The sequence below is a fragment of the Bacillus sp. 5mfcol3.1 genome, from assembly GCF_900114335.1.
In the GTDB taxonomy this organism is placed as follows: Bacteria; Bacillota; Bacilli; order Bacillales; family Bacillaceae_G; genus Bacillus_A; species Bacillus_A thuringiensis_S.
In genome coordinates this window covers 24,108-46,644 of the sequence record NZ_FOST01000002.1, presented here as the reverse complement: position 1 = coordinate 46,644, position 22,537 = coordinate 24,108, and the positions used below count along the sequence as shown (strand labels likewise).

Genomic DNA, 22,537 nt, shown 5'->3' with positions numbered 1-22,537 from the left:
GTATTTCTTATGCTCTTCTCATCTTCACCCTATCAGGAGGTTCAGGTGAATGACATTTTGGCAGTTTGCATTTAAAAACGTGACGCGGAACGCCAGAGCTTATTTCGCCTATTTTGTAAGCAGTGCGTTCTCCATCGCAATCTTTTTCTCATTTGCAGTTTATTTATTTCATCCTAAATTGCATATGACAGACGTGAATTATTCTCTGAACATATTAATGACAATTTCAGAAGTTGTCATTGTGTTCTTTTCATTTTTCTTTTTACTGTATTCAATCGGGACGTTTTTAAAAGTACGAAAAAAACAGTTCGGGATTTTAACAGTACTTGGCATATCCCAAAAACAATTAAAGCGACTCATATTTATAGAAAATATGTTAATTGGTGCTCTTTCTATATTTTTTGGTATTCAACTTGGAGTTGTCTTTTCACAGTTCTTTTTATTAGTTACCGCCAAAATTACACACGTACCTGGTTTATATTTATATCCGCCTACAAGTGCTATCGTTTTAACTATCATCATCTTTCTCGGGCTCTTCATTCTCGTATCATCTTTTACACCGATGCTCATTCGCACGAGAAAAGCCGTACGTCTTTTAAAAGAAGGAAAACAACAAAAAGAAAGAAAAGCATCCGTGCTCATCTCTCTATTTGGTGCGGCATGTTTAATAACTGGATATGTATTAGAATCCAATCCATTATATTTTATGTCGTTAGGCGATATCATTGGGCTTTTATATGCCGTCTCTAGTATATTTGTTATTCCATCGCTTATTGCAGCTGGAACATACTTTTTCTTTTCACAAATTAGTTTTTTACTTATTCGTATTTTAAAAACGCGAAGAACGTTTTATATGAAACGAATTAATATGCTTTGGATTTCGGATTTAGCAGCGCGCATTCGGACAAACATTAACATGCTCTTTATTGTAGCGATGCTATCAACACTCGCTTTTACAATGATTACATTCTTATACGGTTTTGGGAAATTTACAAAGTTTGATGCAATTAGACAAAACCCTTTCCCGTTTACGTATTTATCGCATACTGAAAATACATTAGCTGATGAACATTTAAACTGGTTAGAGCAAAAATTTAATGAAGAGCATTTTACTTATACGAAATTTAAAACCGATATATATGAGGTATCTTCAGCTGAAGATAACACGCAGCTCTATTACGCAATTAAACAAAGTGACTATAATGTACTTGCTAAAGCATTAAATTGGGAAAAACTTACGGTAAATAAGAATGAATCTTATATTCTTATGAAAGACTTAGATGATCAAGTTATTGGAACACTTCACAATGAAGAAAAGAAAAATACTCTTACACTTACTCAAAACAATTTACAACTACAAGTGAAAGAATATAAAAGTTATAGCCCATTCCCAAACAGCTTAATATACCAATTACTCATACTATCTGATGAAAATGTAGAATCCTTATCCACAGTTTCCAAACAAATGAGTGTATATAACTTCAAAGTTACAGATTGGGAAAAAGCACATAATATCGGTTCATCGTTTATAACAAAAATTGATAACGATAATGCAGCAATTCAAGCAGAGCATCCACCTTTCCATGCAAGTGAAGCGAGTGATTCCCTATATAAGACAAAACTAAATGTCGCTTCGTTCTTCTTAATTGGTACTTTCTTAGGTGTTATCTTCTTTATCGGTGCTGGTAGTGTTCTTTACTTCCGAATGTATACAGATTTAACAAATGAGCAAGAAAAATATATAACGATTACGAAAATTGGCTTAACTGAAACTGAAATGAAACGTTCAGCGACAATTCAGCTTGCGATTCTTTTCTTCGTGCCTTACATCATGGCGTCAATCCATACGATGTTTGCGACAAAGATGCTACAAGAAGTTTTACATCTCTCGTTCTTCGCTGAGATTACAGTCGTACTGTTGATTTTTGGAACAGTTGAAATTTTATTTTTCCTTTTAATTCGTTCCTTTTATATGCAAAAATTATCACAACATATTAAGTTTTAAAAGTAGAAAGGTGATTACTATGGAAGAAGTATTACACATAAAAAACGTCTCAAAAGTATATGAGGGAAAAGTCCCTCATACTGCTTTAAAAAATATAAATTTACACGTAGATAAAGGGGAATTCGTTGCCATTATGGGTCCATCTGGTAGCGGGAAATCTACATTTTTAAACGTTATTTCTACAATTGATTCTCCTACTTCTGGTGACGTCGTTATTAACGGAAAAAAACCACACACATTTCGTAGAGAGAAGTTAGCTATTTTCCGCCGCCAAGAGTTAGGATTTGTTTTCCAAAACTTTAACCTACTAGATACACTAACAATCGGTGAAAATATCGTACTACCTTTAACATTAGATAATGTTCCATTAAAAGAAATGGATGAAAAGCTTGATAACATTTCAAAAAAACTTGGAATTGATCATATTTTGGACAAACGTATTTTTGAAGTTTCTGGAGGACAAGCACAGCGCACTGCAGTAGCACGCGCTGTTATTCATCACCCTTCTCTCTTACTAGCCGATGAACCGACAGGGAACCTGGATTCAAAAGCCGCTATTGATGTAATGGAGTTATTTACGAAATTAAACAAAGAAGAAGATGCAACGATTTTAATGGTTACGCACGATCCGTTTGCAGCAAGTTATTGTAACCGTGTTATTTTCATTAAAGATGGAGAGCTTTACAATGAACTGCACCGCGGATTATATCGCGAGAAGTTTTATCAAGAAATATTAGATGTTCTAGCCTTATTAGGAGGAAGACGTGGATGACGTTTTGGCAATTCGCATTTAAAAATGTCTCACGTAATTCAAAAGCATATTTCGCCTACTTTGTAAGTAGTGCGTTTTCTATCATGGTTTTCTTTTCATTTACTGTATACGCGTATCATCCACGCTTACAGAGTGTACAAAGCTTTCAAGAACGTGATCCTCTAATGAATTTAGCTAGTACAGCACAGCTTGTGATTGTTATGTTCTCGTTCTTCTTTCTCTTATATTCAATTGGAACATTTTTAAATGTACGGAAGCAGCAATTCGGGATACTCACTATTCTTGGTATCTCACAGAGACAATTAAAAAGATTGTTATTTACCGAAAACATGATAATTGGGATATTATCTATCTTTATCGGCATTCAAGGTGGACTTGTATTTTCTAACTTTTTCTTATTAGTCACTTCGAAATTAACAAACGCGAAAGGTCTCTATTTATATTGGCCAACAGAAGCGATTATCGTTACAACCGTAACGTTTATCATTTTATTTTTAATCGTTTCTACATTTACACCAATGTTTATTCGTACTCGAAAAACAACGAAGCTTATTAAGGGCGTTAACAAAGAGAAGAGCGAAAAAAAACCATCTATACTCATTTCACTATTTGCTTTAACTTGTTTAGGACTATGTTATTATATTGCCGGTTATCCGCAAGGCTACATAACGGAAAAAAATGCACAAAATGGATCTGTATTCTTAATTATGCTATCTATTTTACCGCTTGTAGTGATTGGGACGTATTTATTTTTTTCACAAACATTTCTTCTCTTTATCTATATTTTAAAGAAACGAAGAAAGTTTTACTTAAAACAAATAAATATGTTATGGATTTCAGATTTAGTTTCTCGTACACGCAGTAATATTAATGTACTCTTTATTGTTTCTATGCTATCTGCACTTGCATTTACAATTATTATCGGGTTATTTGCTGCAAACAATAATACGAAAGCACCCATACTAGAACGATATCCAATACCATTCACCTATACATCAGAAGGTGTTAATGCATTTGAACAAAAGCATATTACTACGATTGAAACTGAACTTACAAATGCTAATTTTCAATATGACAAATATAAGTTTACCGTTTTAAAAGATACAGCTTCAAAAGAGTCAATTGCCATTATGAAAATGAGTGATTATAACGCAATAGCACAGCAATTAAACAGACCAAAAATCACTCTCGATTCTTCACAAGTTTATAATATTTCTCGCTATTCACCAGCGTTATTAAATCTCGTGTCTAACCCATTTGCGAAGCAGAACACAATTACACTTGGCTCTAATAAAAAGGAATTTCAAATTAAAGGTTTTATTAATAGAGGAATTGAGCCTCCCTTTGCATTACCTCACTTAATTGTGATGCAAGATGAAGTAATTGAAAATATGATTCCTCATATTGAAACAATTACAGTCTATAACTACTTCGTGGAAAATTGGGAAAATGCAATTGTCCCAACAAAAAATATATTAAAAAGCTTAGATCATGATGCAGAAATTTTGTATGAAGCACATAAAAATGAAGAAAATTTCATTAAACCATTTTATATTTATACAGCTACGGATGAACTCGTTCATAGTAAAGGAAATGCAGTCGCTCAATTCTTTATTTGGACATTTCTCGGCTTTATTTTCTTTATCGGAGCAGCTAGTGTTTTATATTTCCGTATGTATAATGACTTAACAACTGAAAGACAAAAGTATATTACGATTACAAAGCTTGGCTTAACTGAATCAGAAATGTTTCGCTCTGCAACGATTCAATTAGGAATTTTATTTTTCGTTCCTTACATCGTTGCTGGTGTTCACACATTATTTGCGGTTAAGTTTTTACAAAGCATGTTTTCTTTCTCCTTACTAAAAGAGACATGTATCGTACTCACCTTTTTCGGGATTATCGAGATCATTTTCTTCTTCTTAATCCGTTCTCTGTACATTAATAAATTATCACAGCATATAAAAATATGAATAAAATAGCCTTGTGCAATATGCACAAGGCTATTTTCAATAGTTTTTAATAATTAGCAGCAATATCCACCGTAGCCGCCTGCATAACCGCCGTAACCACCATAGCCACAACCGCCGCCTCCGCCGAAGCAGCTAGCACCGATGATAATTAATAAAATAAACAATACGATTAGAAGCGCAAAACCGCCTCCGCAACCATGTCTGCGGTTACAATCATCATGTCTGTGTTCACACTTTTCGCTCATTACCCTATTCCTCCTTTAGTATCATTCATAACAAGTTCACCTTGCTCTAAATGAGGGGATTCCATTTATATTATGTTTTCAGGGCGAATAGGAAGCTTGGCTTACCTAAAAACGGGCTTGTTTTAGGAATTGGGCTTAATCAAAAAAAAAGATACCTATTCAGGTATCCTTTAAAGAAACATATTCAACAAAAGAGCAAAACCAAATGCAATAAATGATAACAATGTTTCCAGCACCGTCCACGTTTTAAATGTTTCCTTCACCGTCAAACCTAAATACTCTTTTACAAGCCAGAACCCTGCATCATTTACGTGAGAAAACATTAATGAACCTGCACCGGTTGCAATAACGAGAAGCTCTAAATTCACACCAGACATGTGCTGAATAACTGGTGAAACAATCCCTGCTGCTGTCGTTAATGCTACTGTAGCTGAACCTGTTGCAATTCGAATTAAACCAGCTACCATGAAAGCTAATACGATTGGTGATAACGAAATATGTTCTGCCATTTGTGCAATAGCTGTTCCAACGCCGCTTTCAATTAATATTTGTTTAAATCCACCGCCTGCACCAATTATTAAAATAATAGAACCGACAGGCAATAAACTTTCATCTGTTAATTTTTTAATCATCTTTTTATTAATACCTTGTTTGATACCAAGTAAATAAAATGCTGCGAAACATGAAATAAGTAAGGCGATTACTGGACTTCCTATAAATACGAAAAATTCAGTCAATTTTTTCGGTAATGAAATATATGGTGCAACTACTGATAAAATCATCAATACAACTGGTAATAAAATAATAAAGAATGAAACTTTACGACTTGGCAAATCAGTTGATACTGTCGTAACTCGAACAAGCTCCGGTTCATTTTCAGGTATAACCCTCTTATGTACCCACTTTGCAAATATTGGGCCTGCTATAATAGCCGTCGGTAACGCGATAATTAATGAATATAAAAGTACCTTTCCTAAGTTCGCGTTATAAATACCGATTGCAGTCATGGCACCTGGATGCGGAGGTACTAGTCCATGTACAATAGATAATCCCGCAATAACAGGTAAAGCAATTAATAATATGTTTTGCTTCGTTGTTTTTCGAATTGAAATTACAAGTGGTAATAAAATAACAATCCCTACTTCAAAAAAGACGGGAATCCCTATAACAAAACCTGCAAATAACATAGCCCAAGGTAATTTTTTTACGCCGAAAAATCGAATAAAGAAATCTGCAACTTGCATGCCTGCTCCTGAATCAGACATCATTTTCCCGAGTATAGTTCCAAGTGCCAAAATACCAACTAAATGACCTAGTACACTACCAACACCAGTTTCATAGGCAGCCACTATTTTCGTTAAGTTCAGTCCAGACATAATAGCTAAAAACAAACTCGCAACTGTTAAACTAATAAATGCATGCCATTTCCACCATGATACCCCTAAAATAACAATTGTGATCGCAAGTAACGTGACGATTAATAAGTATATATCCATCTCTCATTCTCCTTACTTTTATCCCGATTGGTGTGGGCTAATAATTAGTGGGTGATGCCCTCCTCCACTAATTAAAGTTTTACTTTATAAAAAAAGAGGGAACATCCCCTCTTTTTTATACGTCATAATTCACTACATAATGCTGCATTTCTGTATTGTAGTAGCCTTCGCTATATTCAATTACTTCGCCAACTTCATCATAAGAATAGCGCATACGTTTTAATAACGCTGTTCCCTCTTTTTCACCTAGCGCTTCTGCAACGAAGCTAGGCGCAAGCCCAACAGCGAATTCATCTCTGAAGTTTTCTAAATGTATACCTCGGTCTTCAACTAAATCGTAAAGCGATTGTAAATCAAAGTCCGATAAATCTGTACTCGCCATTCGAGCTGAGAAATAGTGCGTATAATGAATATACGGCGTATCATTTAACATATATAGGCGCTCGATACGAAAACTCTCTTTACCGAATAATCGAAACGGCACTGTTCCTTCCTCATTATGAACGATTTCTGCTTTTAATAATTTCTTTTGTACTTTATATCCTTCTTCCACTAACACTTCTGTAAATTTCTTACCCTTTGACAGTTTTGTCGCAGAAGTATTACGAATCACTTTCGTTCCTTTGCCGCTCTTCTTTTCCAAATATCCTTCTTGAGCGAGTTCTTTAATCGCATTACGCACTGTAATCTTACTAACTTTGAACTCTTCTTCTAATTGCGGTTCTGAAGGAATATTCGTATGAATCGCATATACGCCATGCAATATTCGATCACGAATAATATTTTTTATTTGTAAATATAATGGTCCTTTTTTCCTCGTTACGTTCACTGTTACACCCACTACCTTTCTACATCACCTACTGATGCCGTCATCGCCCGAAGTATATCTTTCTCTGATGACATTGGCGTATCACCGACGATTGTATGTGCTAGCATTCCAGCTGCTGACGCAAATGAAACAGCTTTCTCTGGTGCAAACTCTTCTATCTCGCCATGAATAATCCCGCTCGTATAAGCATCTCCAGCACCTATTCTATCATATACAGAAAACGTAAGTGTTTTTGCAAAAGTGAACGAACCATCTTTACATATAAACCCGCGAAGCCAATGTGTATTATCACTGTTAATAGAGCGATGAGTACCAGCGATTGTAGCGATATGATACGTTTCAGCTACCTTTGGAATGAGATCCAGCAGCTGCGCCTCACGCTCCGTCTCTTCTGTTTTCATCCCAAGAACGAACATCGCATCTTTTTCATTCATCATAACGATATTAGCAAGTCCTAGCATTTCTTCATAATGCGGTTTTGCCTGTTCATATCCGTCTTCTCCCCAAAGTGAGGGACGATAATTACAATCAAAAACGACGGTTCCTCCGTTTTCTTTAACTGCTCTCGCTAAAGATTTCATATGATGACGCACCGTATCATTCATCGCAAGTGTAATACCGCAAAAATGAACGATATCAATTTCCTTTGCGATTTCTTCAAATTGATACATTTCTTCACATGCCGTATTGAAGCTACTTTCTAATCGATTCGAATATGTAACGCGGCTTGCACGTGCACCGAATCCATTTTCTAAAAAATACATACCTACATATTTACCACCTCTTGAAACAAGAGAAGTTTGAATCCCTAACTTTTGAATGTAAGATACAGCTGCATCTCCAACCGAATTTTCCGGTAAAGTTGAAATAAGAAGCCCTTCATGCCCTAAGTGAGAAAGTGCCGCTACTACGTTCACACCTGTACCTGAAAATGAGTAATTTAACGTGTTAGCTTGCGACAACAATTCATATCCAGGTACTTGCAGGCGCATCATTACTTCGCCGAACGCTGCAATTTTCTTACGCATATTGATCAACTAGCTTTTTCACGACTGCTAATAATTCACGAACATCTTCTACTTTCGTATTACCAGTTTCTTTATCAATAATAGAAGAGTATACGTGCGGGATAACTTGCTCTATATTTGCCTCAAGCGCAATACGTACAATTGTTTCAAAGTTTTCTTTATCAATTCCACCTGTTGGCTCTAATGCGAATCCTTCTTCCGCACAAGCTTTCGCAACTGCGCGATATTCTTCTTCGTGAGCTAGCCCTTTCATCGGGAAGTATTTCAATGAATTTCCGCCCATATCACGCACAAGTGCGATTGCTGTTTTAATTGGAACGATTGCTTTTTCTTCTCCAGCCGCACTAATTGGGCCAGTAGAAATATTTACGTAACCTACTTTTCCTGTTGGTGATACTAAACTATTAATCCAGCTATCTTTTTCGCCGAGATTTGCACGCGTTGCTCCAACTGAAGGGAACACTTGGTTAATATGGCTACCAGGATAATGCTTCGCAATTTCAGCCACAACTGCTGCTTGGCGATTATCTCCTGCGCCTAGTCCAATTGATACAGCGTCATCAATTTCTTTTCCGTATGCTTTCATAGCTGTAACAGCTTCTTCTACTGTTGGGTAGTCTTTTGATAACACTCCCACTACTACATAACCTTCTGCTGCTTCAAAAATATCTTTTGCGTTTTCTATATTGTTTGCCAATACATTTAATGCTACGCGACCTTTATAAAAACGTTTTTGAATGTTTGTCATTTTAGTTTCCCCCTACAATTTCTCTCATTTTTTCTTCAATCACATGTATATCATCACCTTGAAGTGGACGTGGATCGATATCAAAGAATCCTTGTCTTACTCCATAATCACGTGTATAAATTGCGATTTCCCCTTCGCGTAATGCAGTCACAACATCTCTTGCTGATTTGTTTAACTCTTTTTCGTTAATATGAATACGTGCTCTAAAGATTGCTCTTCCAGCTTCATCTTGAACGATCGTTACATTTACACCATTTAATTCTTTTAGCGGCATAAGTACTTGTAGCAATTCTTTTTCTTGCTCGCTCTTATCTTCTTTTACTCCGTACTCATCAAGCGCTTGAAGTAAGCCAAAAGTTGTCTCTTTCCCGACTTTCATACTTCTTCCGATGCAATGTAATTGCACTTTCAGCCATTCGATATATTTTCGTTTACCGCCAACAATACCAGAAGTAGGTCCTTCAATTGCCTTTGAACCACTATAAATGGCAAGGTCTGAATACTTCACATATTTTTGAATGTCTTCTTCAGCTGCCGCATCAACGATAAGTGGTACGTTATTTCGCTGCGCTACTTCCCATGCTTCTTCAACAGAAATCATATTTTTTTGCACTGCATGATGTGATTTCACATAAAGAATTGCTGCTGTATTTTCGCCAATCGCATCTTCAATATGTTCTGCTTTCCCTTCATTTGCGTAGCCAACTTCAACGAGTTTTCCTCCACCTAAGTAAATCATCGTTTCAACAGGAGCACCGTATTGAACGTTATGACCTTTTAACATAATCACTTCGTTTTTCGCGATTACTTCTTGATGAAGTCTTTCACTTTTACGGCGATTTCCTTCTGTAACGATACCAGCGATAGAAAGCGCAATTCCGCTCGATGCTGAATTCACAACGACCGCTGCCTCTGAATCTAGAATTCTCGCAATATGGTCTCCTGCTTTATCTACTAAATCAGCAATTTCCACATAATTTTGTCCACCATGTTTCATCGCATCCATTACTGTATCTGTAGGAGCAGATACACCTAAAATACTCATTCTACCGCTCGCATTAATCACTCTTTTTAATCCGTACTTAGCATTCAATGAATGACCCATTAGTTACAACCCCTTTCGTATCAATTCTTTTTTCAGCAATGCGCTGATCCCCTTCTGAATCAATTAACGTAACCTTCTCATCTTTAACCGTAAATAAAGTTAAGTTTGCAATATCCCCTTCTTGAATACGGCCAAGCTCTGGTTTCTTAAGCCACTCTGCCGCATTTTTCGTAACCGCACCAATTACTTCTTCTAGCGGATAACCTAAGTAAAGGAATTTCGAAAGAACGTGAGCCATACTATACACTGGACCATGTATACGATTCTTCCGGTAAATATCCGTACTAATTGTATTAAAGGCAATATCGTGACGCTTCGCCGCTTCTGCTACTTTAAAAGAAAAGCTAGCATTACCGTGACCAACATCTAAATGCACGCCGCGATTCACCGCATCTAACAACACAGGTAGCGGTTTCCCTTCTTCATCAAATAAATTATTTTCTTTCCCGTTTAAATAATGTGTAATCACATCATCTTTTTCTAAAAGAGGTACAACTTCCTCTATACGGGGAGGCGCTGAACCGATATGTACCATAATCGGTAATGATGTTTCTCGAGATAAAGCGCGCGCTACATGCAGCGGTTCAATTCCACTATCACAAACGACACTTTTACTCATTCTTGCCTTTAACCCAACGATTACATCTTTATACTTTTCTACTGCTTCTATCGCTTTCTCTTTATCTATCCATTCCATATTGGATAATTCATCAATTCGTTTCAAACCGATGCGAGAAATATTTAAAAAGGCAAATAAATTTGTCTTTGCCTGCTCTCTACTTTTTACTAAATCTGCAATGCGATCAGCACCGCAACTACCCGCATCAACAATTGTCGTTACCCCTTGCTTAACGCCAATTTCATCTACCTCATCGCCATACGGATCAAACTCTGGAAAAGCGTGAACGTGCAAATCAATCCAGCCACTCGATACGTAAGTACCAGAGTAATCAAGAACCTTTCCACCCTCGCCAGCACCAGCTTTCGTCACCTGTGCGATTTTATTATTTTCAATTACAATGTCAATCTCTTCCCCGTTCACACGTTTCACATTACGTAGTACGAATCGTTCTGTCATTGTATTTCCACCCTTTTCTATAAGAAGCCATAAGAATACGCTTACATTAAAGTTTCATTTTATATCTCTTTCACACGTTTAGCGTAACACAAAAAAAGGGAGAAGTAAATATAACGTTATAATGTTTAAAAATACATAAAAAGATGCTCCTCCAAAATGCTAATAGTATAGGAAATTATATCAACGATTTTTTGAATATATCTATCATAACTTACAATATATCAACGATTTTTCAATTATATCTATCATAACTTATAATATATTAACGATTCGACAAAGAATATCGATTTACCGACAAAAAACGTCACTTCCTTTCTTATATAAGAAAAGGCTGTCCCAAATGGCACAGCCTTTTTCTCTATTCCTGAACCGTCACAATAACCCCATCCATATTGTTCCCGGAAATTTCATACTGCTTGTTTGCTGGAACGTTCACTTTCGTATTCTCAGAAACTTTATAATAAGAAACAGTATATTTCTTACCTTCTACTTCAGTTGAAACCTCTTTTTCCCCTTTTAAAAACTCTAAATATTCCTCTAGTGTAAAATTCTTTTTTTGCATAATTGCGCTATGAGGTAGGCCGACATAACGGATATGCCATGGCTCATATTGAATTCCAGTAATGTTACTTTTATTTTTCGGATAACGTAATACAAAGCCATGCTTCCATACGTTCTCTTCAATCCATTTTCCTTCAGGCGCTTTCTCCATTTTCTTTTGAGTAGACCCAATGTCCAGTGATAATCCTAAATTATGTTCACTGTATCCTGCTGGAAGTGCATAATCAGATCCCATTTTTTCATATAGCTGTTTTTGCTCTTGGAAATCTCTATAACCACTACTAATCAAAAAATGGTTAACACTTTCTTTTCCAGCCGCATCGACAACGTTCAAAAACTTTTTCACAACATCCTTTGATAAACGAAGATTTCTATCAAATATTACATAACCTCTTACTAATTCACTATTATGATTTACATTTATAATATCAGACCTAATACTATCTTTTTTTACTGGATAATCCCTGTTAACTAATAATAAATCGCCCTTATAAATTTGTTCCTTCGTAATCTCTTTCCCCTCGGTGTTTGCCGCCTTTACTAGCTCATCTTTCCCGACAATTTTAACATCGATTTCCTTTTGAAATAACGGTGATATATAAACGCCTACACATACTGTGAATGCTATAAAAAAAGAAATAAATACCCACTTTTTCATTTCTAGTTCCTCCTTAACGTAACTTACGTATAGAATAGAAAAAACTATTAAAATAAAAAGTGGGGTAAAGTTTAAATTTTTATTAAATTGTTACATTCTCGTCTTTTGGCAATCGTACTTCAAATAGCGTTCTAACTACATTGCTCTCAGCAGAAATCGTACCATTATGCTGCTCGACAATATTTTTCGCAATGAATAGTCCTAGGCCAGTCCCGCCACGGTTCTCAGTTCTCGCTTTATCACCTGTATAAAACATATCAAAAAGATACGGTAAATCTTCTTCTGGAATGCTATCTCCATAATTCATAATTTGTACGACAACTTCTCCATTATCAACATATCCATTCATATCAACAAATTGCCCATCATACCCGTAACGAACGGCATTTGTTAACAAGTTTTCAAATACTCTAGCTAACAATTTTCCATCACCGTGCATCGGTAAATGAGGAGCCACGTTCAATCTAGCTTCTAAATGATGTTTTTCTAATAACGGATACAATTCCTCCTCTAACTGTATAAGTAACTCACTTATATCGATCGGCTTTTTATCCAGCTTTAGCATGCCATAATTCATACGTGTAATTTCAAATAGCTCATCAATTAAACTTTCGAGCCTTTGCGATTTCGTATATGCAATTGTGGAGAAATGTTTAATTTGTTCTTTTGTTAAATTTTCATCTTTAAGAATTAAATCTAAATATCCTAACACGGATGTTAACGGTGTTCTTAAATCATGAGCTAAATTCACAACGAGCTGATCTTTACTACTTTCTGCAAAATCTCCTCTTTCAACAGCTTCTTTTAACTTTTCACTTGCAACATTTATTTCACGCGCGATATTTCCAAACTCATCATTTGATGAAACTTGAACTTTATTCGTAAAGTTACCGTTCGCAAGATGATGAATCCCATTAGAAATTTCATCAAAGTATTTTAAATACGTTTTTGTCAAAAAGAAGAAAAAGATAATAGATAACGGAATAAAGAAAATTAAAAAGAAGTTAATGTCTCCAAATTCCCTTACCATTGACCTAAATTGTGCTAAAGGCTCTTCGTAGCGAACCATCGTTTTATAATACAACTGCAATCCTTTATAAATTATATAAGTTACAGTTGCTGCAAGCACCATACTTAACGCAAATAAGGCAATCATTTTAAATCGAAAACTTTTTATCATATTAGCCATTGAAAGTATAACCTACTCCCCACACTGTTTTTATTAATTTATCCTTTCTTTTATCTTCTCCAAGTTTCTTCCGCAAAGTACGAATATGTACCATTACTGTATTTCCACCTTCATAATAATCATCCGCCCATACGTGCTGAAAAATATTTTCCACATTGTATACTTTCTTCGGATGACTCGCTAATAAATATAAAATATCGAACTCTTTCGGCGTTAATTCAATTTGCTCACCATACACATCAACCGTCCTGCGCTCAGGATTAATTACGACTCCGCCTATTTCTAAAGCAGATTTACTCTCCGCTACTTTCGGTTGATTTAACGTAAAAAACCTACGCAGTTGTGCATTTACACGTGCAACTAATTCTATTGGTGTGAAAGGCTTCGTCATATAATCATCCGCACCTAGTACAAGACCTGTCACCTTATCAAAGTCCGAAGTTTTCGCGCTTAAAAAAATAATCGGCATATGATGTTTCGCGCGAATTTGACGCGTCACCTCATAACCATCCATTTTCGGCATCATAATATCTAAAACTACCAAGTCGATTGGCTTCGTTTCAATAATATGAACTGCCTCTTCCCCATCCGCTGCTTTCACAACATGGTACCCTTCTTTTTCTAAATGTATCTCAATTAAGTCAGCAATTTCCGCCTCATCATCAGCTATTAAAATTGAAATGCGCTTCATTTTACTCCCCCTTTTCCATTCCATTTTTATACGCTCGATTGTAAACTAGTCTATCCAATTTGTACAATACGAAAAGGCTACTCGTTAAAGTAACCTTGGTAAATAAAATTATATCAGCGATTTTCCAATTATATCGACTTACCGACAATGAACGACAAAATCCTCTCGCTATTTGCGGGCATCCTAATGAAACTTCCATTTACCGCTCAAAAACAATCCGCTGCTTCGTAATTTCTTCCAATCTTTCGCGGTCAACTTTATACTCAGCTTCAACACTTTGCGGTACAATCACTTTCCCGCCCTCAAGCGTCACTTCCGGTGAAATAATATCCCTCTGCCAATGTCTACTAGAAGCGGATATATCACCAGGAATCGTAAAGTTCGGCAGTGAAGCAAGAGCAACATTTTGCGCTCGTGAAATCCCCATTTCTACCATACCGCCGCACCAAACGGGTATGTTATGCTCCATGCAATAATTATGAATTTGAACCGACTCTGTTAATCCGCCTACTCGCCCTGGCTTAATGTTAACGATGCGGCAACTACCAAGCGTAATCGCAACGCGCGCATCTTCTAAACTATGGATACTTTCATCTAAACAAATCGGCGTTTCAATTTTCTTTTGCAACTCCGCGTGATCAAGAAAATCGTAATCCGCTAACGGTTGTTCAATCATCATTAATTGGAATTCATCTAGTCGTTTCAGCCTCTCCGTATCCGCTAATGTATACGCTGAATTCGCATCTGCCATTAGCGGGATATGCGGAAACTCTTTTCGAATTTCTTTTAATAACTCATAATCATGCTCTGGCTTTATTTTCACTTTAAAACGCTCGTATCCTTCTTCGGCGTACTTCTCGATTTGTTTTAACATAACCGGAATTGTATTGATCCCAATTACAACGCCGACTTCAATTTCATGACTAGTTCCGCCAAGTACTGTCGCTAGCGATTTCTTTTGACGCTTCGCATATAAATCCCAAACAGCCCCCTCTATTCCGGCTTTTGCCATTCGGTTTCTTTTTATATGTTGAAATAGACCCGGTACCTCATTCGGATGAGAAATTTCAGCCTTTAATAAATCAGGTATTAAAAAGTCTTGCAGTACATGCAGCGCTGTCTTCACCGTTTCTTCCGTATACCACGGTTCAGAGAATGCAACGACTTCCCCAAATCCGATGTACCCGTCCGTATCCTCTAATTCAATAACGATACTCTCACGCTTTTCGTAAGTCCCGTAGCTTGCAGCAAACGGGATTACGAGTGGCATTTCCGTTATATACAGTGTCGCTTTTTTTATTTCCACCTACATCTCCTCCACTAATTGTCTTAACTCTCGTCTTAACAATTTTTTCGAAGCGTTACGTGGTAATTCCTCTAAGAAACATGCTTTCTTCGGCACTTTATATTTCGCTAATTTCTCCTCGCAAAAATGAAGAATTTCTTCTTCTGTTACCGCCCCGCTTTTCACAACAAAAGCAGCTGGTACTTGTCCCCATTTATCGTCAGCCATGCCGACAACACCAGCTTCCGCTACTGCCGGATGAGAAAGCAACACTTCTTCAATTTGAGCTGGATATATATTCTCTCCGCCAGAAATAATTAAATCACTGCGGCGATCTAATACGTATAAAAAACCTTCTTCGTCTAAATAACCAAGGTCGCCAGTATGAAGCCATCCGTTTTGAATAGTCTCTCGCGTCGCATCTTCACGGTTAAAGTAACCGCCTGTTACGTTCGGTCCTTTTACTACAATCTCACCTTCCGCAAATGGTGGCACTACTACGCCATCTTTTTCAATACGAAGTTGGCACTGAAATAGTGGTTTTCCAGCTGATCCTACTTTCGTTAACATGTAATCTGCGGATAACGTACAAATTTGCGAAGATGTTTCTGTCATACCGTACGTTTGATATACAGGAATCCCTTTTTCTACACATGCTTCTAATAGTGGTTTTGGCGCTGGTCCTCCGCCAAGTAACATGCATCGTAAAGAAGATGGATATGTCTCTGCCCCAAGTCGCTCTAATAAATCAGTTAACATTTTAGAAACGACAGAAATAATTGTTACTCCTCTTTTTTGAAGTGCTTTATGAATAAAATCAGCATCATATTTCGGAACAAGTAAAATACGCATGCCGTACATAATGTTTTTCATTAAAAGAGATAGCCCGCCAACATGGAACATCGGCATGCAGGCTAACCAACAATCATCATCACGAAGTCCTAAATTAAGCGACGAACCGACTGCGCTTGCCCAATGATTGCCGTACGTTAAAATAACGCCTTTCGGTTTGCCTGTCGTCCCAGACGTATAAATAATTGTCATCGCTTCTTCTAAAGAAAACTCTTCTTGTATAGAGGCTTCCTCTTTTGGTCCATTCATCACTTCGGCGAATGAATAAACAGGAACATCTTTAGTATCAAAATCTTGATCCGTTACTAAACAAACAACTTCAGCATCATCCATTTGCCAAAGTAGCTCTTCTCTTGAAAGACGCGTATTTAAAAGCACAGCTACTGCACCTACATAAGATAGGGCGTGAATAACTGTAATCATCTCCATACCATTTTTCATCAGAACAGCCACCTTTTGCCCTCGCTCCACTCCAACATGCGTGAGGTGTTCACAAACAGATACTACTTTTTCATGTAGCTCCATAAAAGTAACTTTCTCTTCCTCTATTTCAATTGCAGTGCGATCTGGTGTTAAAAATGCACGTTGCATTAACCAATTTGGCATCGTCTCCATCATTCATTCTCCTTTCATGAAAGAAAGAGACTTGATATGATATCAAGTCTCTTAGTTGTTTTGTTTCCGGTTTGACCTTATCCAGCTACAGCGGCTAGAACAGTCGGTCGTTTCACGCCTTCCTACGAGGCAAAAAGCGCCTCTACGTCAGGAGTTCCAACGCCCTCTTGTTCTAAGCGAGCCGCTTCCGCTTTTAAAACATCCAGCTGCGCCTCCTAGCCCCTTCCGTCTAAGAACCTTCCGCACGAGAAAGTAAAAAACACTTTCTGTGCGAAAGAACCTTAGCCAACGGGGCTAAACAGTCGGCTCCGCTTTTAAAACATCCAGCTACAGCAGCTAGAATGTTCGGTGGCTTCACTTCTTCCTACGAGGCAAAAAGCGCCTCTACGTCAGAAGCTCCATCCCCCTCACATTCTAAGCGAGCCGCTTCCGCTTTTGATCAAGGGAAACGAGGGAATTGACCGAAGTCCGGACTGCGTTTTTCTTTGAATGCGTCGCGACCTTCTTTTGCTTCGTCAGTTGTGTAGTACAATAACGTTGCATCTCCAGCTAGTTGTTGAATACCAGCTAGACCGTCTGTGTCTGCGTTGAATGCAGCTTTTAGGAAACGAAGTGCCATTGGGCTGTTTGCTAAGATTTCTTGTGCCCATTGTACTGTTTCTGCTTCAAGCTCTTCTAATGGTACTACAGTGTTTACTAAGCCCATATCAAGTGCTTCCCCAGCACTATATTGACGGCATAGGTACCAAATTTCGCGAGCTTTCTTGTGGCCTACCATACGAGCTAAGTAACCAGCTCCGTATCCACCGTCAAAGCTTCCTACTTTAGGACCTGTTTGTCCGAATACAGCGTTGTCTGCAGCGATTGTTAAGTCACATACGATATGAAGTACGTGTCCTCCACCGATTGCATAACCTGCTACCATTGCGATAACTGGTTTAGGAATTGCGCGAATTAGACGTTGTAAGTCTAATACGTTTAGACGTGGGATTTGGTCGTCACCTACATATCCACCATGACCGCGAACTTTTTGGTCGCCGCCAGAACAGAATGCACGTCCACCTTCTCCTGTTAAAATGATAACGCCAACATTTGCATCATCACGAGCGTGTGCAAATGCATTGATTAACTCCATTACCGTTTTTGGACGGAATGCGTTATGTACTTCAGGGCGGTTAATCGAAATCTTTGCGATACCATTGTATGTTGAATAAATAATATCTTCGTAATTGCCTTCTGTTACCCATTCAATAGCCATTACAACTACCTCCTTGTATATTTCTGATCTCCTCTATAAGTGTGACTTCCTTCTTGCTGAAAAAAGCATCACTGCATAGTTTTTAGAAATCCCTTTACTATTGTATCAAACTTTTCCGGTTGTTCCACATGAATTGCATGGCCAGCACCATCAATTTTGACAATTTTCGCATCAGAAACGCATTTTTCGATGTTTTTTAATATGCGAAAGAACTTTTCATCATATTCTCCGTTCATTAAAAGAACAGGTATTTTTAAGTTTTTCAGCTCATCCCACCATGAAGGCTGAGCCCCTGTTCCCATGCCGCGCAAGCTATTCGCGAGCCCTTTTGGGTTGTTAGCAAGCCGTTCTTTTCGCACCGCTTCTTGTACGTTTTCTGCTAAACGTTTTTGCGTTTCAAAAAGCGGAATATTTTCCCACATAGAAACAAAACTTTGAACGCCTTCTCGCTCAATTTTATTAGCAAGTCGATCATCTTTTTCACGACGTTCTTTTCTATCCTCTTCGTTTTCGAGCCCAGCTGTACAATTTTCTAATAAAAGAGAGTGTACATAATCTGGATATAGACATGCCATCGTAATCGCTAATCTACCGCCCATTGAATAGCCAAGTATATGTGCTTTTTCAATCTGAAGGTAATCTAATAGTTCTTTCATTTGCAATGCCACATTTCGGATATCATAATGTGCAACATCTTCAGGACTCTCGGTCTTTCCGTGTCCAACAAGATCTACTACAATAACTTGAAACTGCTCGCTCCATGAAGGGATAAAAGAACGCCACGTTTCCATGCTTCCCGTAAAACCATGAAGAAGTAGAAGTGGTTCCCCGCTCCCGACTACTTCATATTCATACGATACACCTTGCAGTGTTACGTTCATTTTGATTCACCTTGCAATGATGTAGTAATTACGTCCTGTGTTTTTGCCCATAACGTACGGTGCAATGTTAAGTTTTCATCACGGTTCGTACAAATTTCCACAACGTGTAAACCTTTTGTCGTTGCTCCCTTTTGTACTTCTTCACGGAATTGCTCCCAACCATTTACACGGCTAAATGAACCACCGTACATTTTGACAACGTGCTCATAATCAAGCCCAATTGGAGTTCCAAATAATGATTCAAAATGTTCCTTTTTCTCATATTGTGGTAAGAATGAGAAAATACCACCACCGTCATTATTTACAACGACAATCGTTATATTTAACTCATGTAATTTTGCGGCTAATAATCCGTTTAAATCGTGATAAAATGATAAATCACCGATTACTAATACGAGCGGATCGCAAATAATGCTCGCTCCTAAAGCTGTCGAAATTATTCCATCAATCCCATTTACACCGCGGTTTGCCATCACTTGAATATTTTTATCCGATGTGAAGAAGAATGAGTCTGTATCACGAATTGGCATACTATTGCTCGCAAATAATGTTGCTCCTTCTGGTAATACGCGTACAATATCTGTAATAACCTTTCCTTCAAATGCAGTATCATATGTTTCTATTTCACGAAGCGTTTCCTTCGTTTTTTCGTTTATATGTTGCCACATTACGAACCAATCATTCTTCTTCATAACTGGCATTTTTTCTATTACTTCCTTGCAAAATTCAATGTCACTTGCTTGCACAACTTCTGTCGCAACAAGAGCTGGATCTCTCCATTGTCCTGATTCATCGACAACGATATGAACTGCTTTCGTTTGTTTTTTTATGAACTGCGTTAATGATTTAGAAACAGGCATACCACCAAAGCGAATTAAAACGTCCGGTTTCCACGTTTTTTTTAACTGTTCATTTCGTAAAAATGTATCGTAACAGTCAATTACCATCGTTTTATCGTGGTGTCCGCTACGAATATTAGAAAGTGGGTCTGCTAATATAGGATAGCCAGTTTTTTCAGCTAGTTCTGTGGCAAACATTGCAATTTCCGAATGACTATCATCACCACAAATAATAAGCCCCTTTTCCATATGTGAAAGGCGCCCTACAAGAGAATCTACATATTCACTCGGCATCGTCACGTTTCCTTGCTGAACTACTCCTGTATATTCACTACGTCCTTTATCCCATAAGCTTTCTAGTGAGAAATCGGGGATAAGTGGCTCGCGAACTGGAAAATTAAGATGAACAGGACCCTGCGGCGCTAAACAAGCACTTGCTACTATGCGCTGCGTCGTCATACGAGCGTAATGATACATCGCTTCACTCGCTTCTGGCAGTGCCATCTCTGTAAATTGTTTCACAAAAGTACCGTATAAATTAAATTGATTCATTGCTTGTGGTGCACCCACATCTCTTAATTCATGCGGTCTATCCGCTGTTAAGACGATAAGCGGGACCCTTGAATGAAAAGCTTCACATACAGCTGGATAGTAATTAGCTGCTGCTGTTCCTGACGTACATAATAATGCTACTGGGCGTTTTTTCGCTTTCGCAATACCGAGCGCGAAAAATCCTGCTGATCTTTCATCTACATGTAAATATGTGTTCATTCCTTCGTGTTGTTCCATTAGTAAAGCAATCGGCGTTGACCGTGAGCCTGGACTAATGACAACATCACATACATCTAGACGCGTCAGTTCATCCACGAACGCGCCTAAATAATATGATAATGCTTCTATATGATTGTTCATTTCATTAATTCCTCCAAAGCACCAAGCATCGGTCTAAACTTCAAACTTGTTTCTTCATATTCAAGCTGCGGGATTGAATCAATTACAATACCACAACCGGCAAATAAGGATGCTTTCTCGCCGTTTAATAATCCGCAGCGCAGTGCAACCGCAAATTCACCATTTCCTTCATCATCTATCCAGCCAATCGGTGCACCATACAATCCTCTGTCTAACAATTCAACATCACGAATCAGTTTCATCGCTTCCAAACGAGGTGTCCCGCCAAGAGCTGGTGTTGGATGTAATTCTTCTACCATTGTTAAAAGACTCGCATCGCCTTTTGCTTCTACAGGCGTATATAAGTGAATTAAGTTTTTCGTTGTTAATAAGCCTGGGCTTTCCGGAATATTAACGTATTCGCAATGTTCATTTAGTACCGAGCGAATCATGTTAACAACATACCCATGTTCAGCTAAATTCTTTTCATCATGAAGAAGCGCATTACTATTTCGTTCACTTTCTTCTATAGAATGACCATGACCGATTGAACCCGCAAGACACATCGATGTAAATTTCTCATCTTCTTTGCGAATTAATCTCTCAGGCGTCGCTCCTAAGAAGCATGCTCCTTTATAATCAAAAGAAAATACGTAACAATCCGGTTGACCAATGCGAAGTGCTTCTAAAACGAGAGCAGAATCAATCGAATGATTCATCTCTAATTTAAGTTCCCTCGCCAATACAACCTTCTGCACGTTACCCTGCTTCATCTCATCTTGTACTTTTTCAATTGCTTTCATCCAGCCTTTCGGATCCACTTCTACTTTAGAAATAACAGCTAATTTCGATCCGTTTAGCGCACATTTACTCTCTCCCAAAATTTTCTCTTCTAAAGAAATCATTTCGTTATAAAGAGTTTCTGCACAATCTGTTGCTGAAACAAATGTATTCATCGTTAACCATGCTTTTTCATTTTTTACAGTTAATAAAAATGCTGGTAGTGAAAATGTCGTATCTTTAAACTCTTTCCATAGGTCCGTTTTCTCTTTTTCTGGATCAAAGGAAAAACCACCAAATAAAAGTGGACCCGTTCCAAATTCATATTCATCTCTTTGGACAAATGCATTCTCTTTTACTTTCTCCCACTCGTCGCGAGCGGTTTGAAAGCGCTTATGAGAAGAATTTGCTATAGTGAAAACAGAGCCAATTCCTGCAAATATTACATGCTGAGCCGGGTCTGCAAAATAACATCTATTTTCGAATGAAATCCTTTTTCCTGCTGCATAGAACAGAAGTGGATCCACCCAGTCTATTTGTTTTACAAAACTAACCAATGTTTTTTCGTTAGTTGCACGCTTGATAGCTGCAATAAGAACTTCTTGCAAACCTTTTTGTTTCGTTTGAATCACAATTGTCTCCCCCCTATGGGCGAAAAATAGTCATAATTACGCTTGATTTTAAGATACACCTCAAACGAAAGGCCTGTCAACGTTTAGCATTTCTGAGAAATTCACCTTCTCTTCCTAGAAAATAAA

Annotated in this window: 19 protein-coding genes; 3 read left to right on the top strand and 16 right to left on the bottom strand. The window is 37.7% G+C overall.

The features are described 5' to 3' along the window. Positions 1-49 precede the first annotated feature (49 nt). From BM089_RS09335 to BM089_RS09325, 3 genes are read left to right on the top strand one after another with little or no spacing between them, the layout of a single operon-like run. Positions 50-2,005: an ABC transporter permease gene (locus tag BM089_RS09335; protein WP_075717293.1), complete on the top strand. Its 1,956-nt coding sequence runs from the start codon at positions 50-52 to the stop codon at positions 2,003-2,005. Positions 2,006-2,024: 19 nt separating this feature from the next. Continuing rightward, positions 2,025-2,777, top strand: coding sequence for an ABC transporter ATP-binding protein (locus tag BM089_RS09330; RefSeq protein ID WP_000393250.1), 753 nt, complete (start codon positions 2,025-2,027; stop codon positions 2,775-2,777). Then, entirely contained in the window at positions 2,774-4,750 is a 1,977-nt protein-coding gene (locus BM089_RS09325; protein WP_090976786.1) for an FtsX-like permease family protein, read from the top strand. Before BM089_RS09330 ends, BM089_RS09325 begins: the two co-directional genes overlap by 4 nt. A 53-nt stretch (positions 4,751-4,803) precedes the next feature. Here BM089_RS09325 and BM089_RS09320 read toward each other — a convergent pair whose 3' ends face one another. The 16 genes from BM089_RS09320 to BM089_RS09230 all read right to left on the bottom strand — a co-directional run bounded on the left by BM089_RS09320 (position 4,804) and on the right by BM089_RS09230 (position 22,411). Further along, positions 4,804-4,995 (bottom strand): YjcZ family sporulation protein, encoded by a 192-nt coding sequence (locus tag BM089_RS09320; RefSeq protein WP_001290392.1) that lies wholly within the window; start codon positions 4,993-4,995, stop codon positions 4,804-4,806. Positions 4,996-5,165: 170 nt separating this feature from the next. Beyond that, positions 5,166-6,491 carry a gluconate permease GntP gene (gene gntP / locus BM089_RS09315; RefSeq protein ID WP_000356187.1) on the bottom strand — a complete coding sequence of 442 codons (1,326 nt, stop codon included), beginning with the start codon at positions 6,489-6,491 and terminating at the stop codon, positions 5,166-5,168. A gap of 115 nt (positions 6,492-6,606) precedes the next feature. Next, complete coding sequence (locus BM089_RS09310) at positions 6,607-7,332, bottom strand: GntR family transcriptional regulator (RefSeq protein ID WP_090976784.1); 726 nt, start codon at positions 7,330-7,332, stop codon at positions 6,607-6,609. Continuing rightward, positions 7,332-8,348, bottom strand: coding sequence for a sugar kinase (locus BM089_RS09305; protein WP_090976782.1), 1,017 nt, complete (start codon positions 8,346-8,348; stop codon positions 7,332-7,334). The genes BM089_RS09310 and BM089_RS09305 overlap by 1 nt, the downstream gene beginning before the upstream one ends. Beyond that, complete coding sequence (locus BM089_RS09300; protein WP_090976780.1) at positions 8,341-9,096, bottom strand: 2-dehydro-3-deoxy-phosphogluconate aldolase; 756 nt, start codon at positions 9,094-9,096, stop codon at positions 8,341-8,343. Before BM089_RS09300 ends, BM089_RS09305 begins: the two co-directional genes overlap by 8 nt. 1 nt (position 9,097) lies before the next feature. After that, positions 9,098-10,201 (bottom strand): DgaE family pyridoxal phosphate-dependent ammonia lyase, encoded by a 1,104-nt coding sequence (locus BM089_RS09295; RefSeq protein ID WP_060632690.1) that lies wholly within the window; start codon positions 10,199-10,201, stop codon positions 9,098-9,100. Continuing rightward, positions 10,179-11,279, bottom strand: coding sequence for an amidohydrolase/deacetylase family metallohydrolase (locus BM089_RS09290; protein WP_090976778.1), 1,101 nt, complete (start codon positions 11,277-11,279; stop codon positions 10,179-10,181). The genes BM089_RS09295 and BM089_RS09290 overlap by 23 nt, the downstream gene beginning before the upstream one ends. A gap of 358 nt (positions 11,280-11,637) precedes the next feature. After that, a complete protein-coding gene (locus BM089_RS09285) occupies positions 11,638-12,498 on the bottom strand; it encodes a M15 family metallopeptidase (RefSeq protein ID WP_090976776.1) in 861 nt (286 codons plus the stop codon). Positions 12,499-12,580: 82 nt separating this feature from the next. Beyond that, the gene (locus BM089_RS09280) at positions 12,581-13,687 is read right to left on the bottom strand and encodes a sensor histidine kinase (RefSeq protein ID WP_090976773.1); all 1,107 of its coding nucleotides are present in this window, start codon (positions 13,685-13,687) and stop codon (positions 12,581-12,583) included. Beyond that, positions 13,680-14,378 (bottom strand): response regulator transcription factor, encoded by a 699-nt coding sequence (locus BM089_RS09275; protein WP_090976770.1) that lies wholly within the window; start codon positions 14,376-14,378, stop codon positions 13,680-13,682. Before BM089_RS09275 ends, BM089_RS09280 begins: the two co-directional genes overlap by 8 nt. Positions 14,379-14,577: 199 nt before the next feature. Beyond that, positions 14,578-15,684 carry an o-succinylbenzoate synthase gene (gene menC, locus BM089_RS09265; RefSeq protein ID WP_090976765.1) on the bottom strand — a complete coding sequence of 369 codons (1,107 nt, stop codon included), beginning with the start codon at positions 15,682-15,684 and terminating at the stop codon, positions 14,578-14,580. After that, positions 15,685-17,130: an o-succinylbenzoate--CoA ligase gene (locus BM089_RS09260; RefSeq protein ID WP_139213246.1), complete on the bottom strand. Its 1,446-nt coding sequence runs from the start codon at positions 17,128-17,130 to the stop codon at positions 15,685-15,687. It lies immediately after the preceding gene. 439 nt (positions 17,131-17,569) lie between these two features. After that, positions 17,570-18,388 carry a 1,4-dihydroxy-2-naphthoyl-CoA synthase gene (gene menB, locus BM089_RS09245; protein WP_065229489.1) on the bottom strand — a complete coding sequence of 273 codons (819 nt, stop codon included), beginning with the start codon at positions 18,386-18,388 and terminating at the stop codon, positions 17,570-17,572. Positions 18,389-18,456: 68 nt separating this feature from the next. Then, positions 18,457-19,269 carry a 2-succinyl-6-hydroxy-2,4-cyclohexadiene-1-carboxylate synthase gene (gene menH, locus BM089_RS09240; protein WP_075717052.1) on the bottom strand — a complete coding sequence of 271 codons (813 nt, stop codon included), beginning with the start codon at positions 19,267-19,269 and terminating at the stop codon, positions 18,457-18,459. Further along, positions 19,266-21,020 (bottom strand): 2-succinyl-5-enolpyruvyl-6-hydroxy-3-cyclohexene-1-carboxylic-acid synthase, encoded by a 1,755-nt coding sequence (gene menD, locus BM089_RS09235; RefSeq protein WP_075717051.1) that lies wholly within the window; start codon positions 21,018-21,020, stop codon positions 19,266-19,268. Before menD ends, menH begins: the two co-directional genes overlap by 4 nt. Then, positions 21,017-22,411, bottom strand: a complete 1,395-nt coding sequence (locus tag BM089_RS09230) for an isochorismate synthase (RefSeq protein WP_090976759.1) — start codon at positions 22,409-22,411, stop codon at positions 21,017-21,019. The genes menD and BM089_RS09230 overlap by 4 nt, the downstream gene beginning before the upstream one ends. Positions 22,412-22,537 lie beyond the last annotated feature (126 nt).

What these genes read in the sequence shown, in the direction of transcription:
- BM089_RS09335 (WP_075717293.1), top strand. Translation starts at nt 50, where the DNA reads ATGACATTTTGGCAGTTTGCATTTAAAAACGTGACGCGGAACGCCAGA.
- BM089_RS09330 (WP_000393250.1), top strand. Translation starts at nt 2,025, where the DNA reads ATGGAAGAAGTATTACACATAAAAAACGTCTCAAAAGTATATGAGGGA.
- BM089_RS09325 (WP_090976786.1), top strand. Translation starts at nt 2,774, where the DNA reads ATGACGTTTTGGCAATTCGCATTTAAAAATGTCTCACGTAATTCAAAA.
- BM089_RS09320 (WP_001290392.1), bottom strand. Translation starts at nt 4,995, where the DNA reads ATGAGCGAAAAGTGTGAACACAGACATGATGATTGTAACCGCAGACAT.
- gntP (WP_000356187.1), bottom strand. Translation starts at nt 6,491, where the DNA reads ATGGATATATACTTATTAATCGTCACGTTACTTGCGATCACAATTGTT.
- BM089_RS09305 (WP_090976782.1), bottom strand. Translation starts at nt 8,348, where the DNA reads ATGCGTAAGAAAATTGCAGCGTTCGGCGAAGTAATGATGCGCCTGCAA.
- BM089_RS09300 (WP_090976780.1), bottom strand. Translation starts at nt 9,096, where the DNA reads ATGACAAACATTCAAAAACGTTTTTATAAAGGTCGCGTAGCATTAAAT.
- BM089_RS09295 (WP_060632690.1), bottom strand. Translation starts at nt 10,201, where the DNA reads ATGGGTCATTCATTGAATGCTAAGTACGGATTAAAAAGAGTGATTAAT.
- BM089_RS09290 (WP_090976778.1), bottom strand. Translation starts at nt 11,279, where the DNA reads ATGACAGAACGATTCGTACTACGTAATGTGAAACGTGTGAACGGGGAA.
- BM089_RS09285 (WP_090976776.1), bottom strand. Translation starts at nt 12,498, where the DNA reads ATGAAAAAGTGGGTATTTATTTCTTTTTTTATAGCATTCACAGTATGT.
- BM089_RS09280 (WP_090976773.1), bottom strand. Translation starts at nt 13,687, where the DNA reads ATGGCTAATATGATAAAAAGTTTTCGATTTAAAATGATTGCCTTATTT.
- BM089_RS09275 (WP_090976770.1), bottom strand. Translation starts at nt 14,378, where the DNA reads ATGAAGCGCATTTCAATTTTAATAGCTGATGATGAGGCGGAAATTGCT.
- BM089_RS09260 (WP_139213246.1), bottom strand. Translation starts at nt 17,130, where the DNA reads ATGGAGACGATGCCAAATTGGTTAATGCAACGTGCATTTTTAACACCA.
- menB (WP_065229489.1), bottom strand. Translation starts at nt 18,388, where the DNA reads ATGGCTATTGAATGGGTAACAGAAGGCAATTACGAAGATATTATTTAT.
- menH (WP_075717052.1), bottom strand. Translation starts at nt 19,269, where the DNA reads ATGAACGTAACACTGCAAGGTGTATCGTATGAATATGAAGTAGTCGGG.
- menD (WP_075717051.1), bottom strand. Translation starts at nt 21,020, where the DNA reads ATGAACAATCATATAGAAGCATTATCATATTATTTAGGCGCGTTCGTG.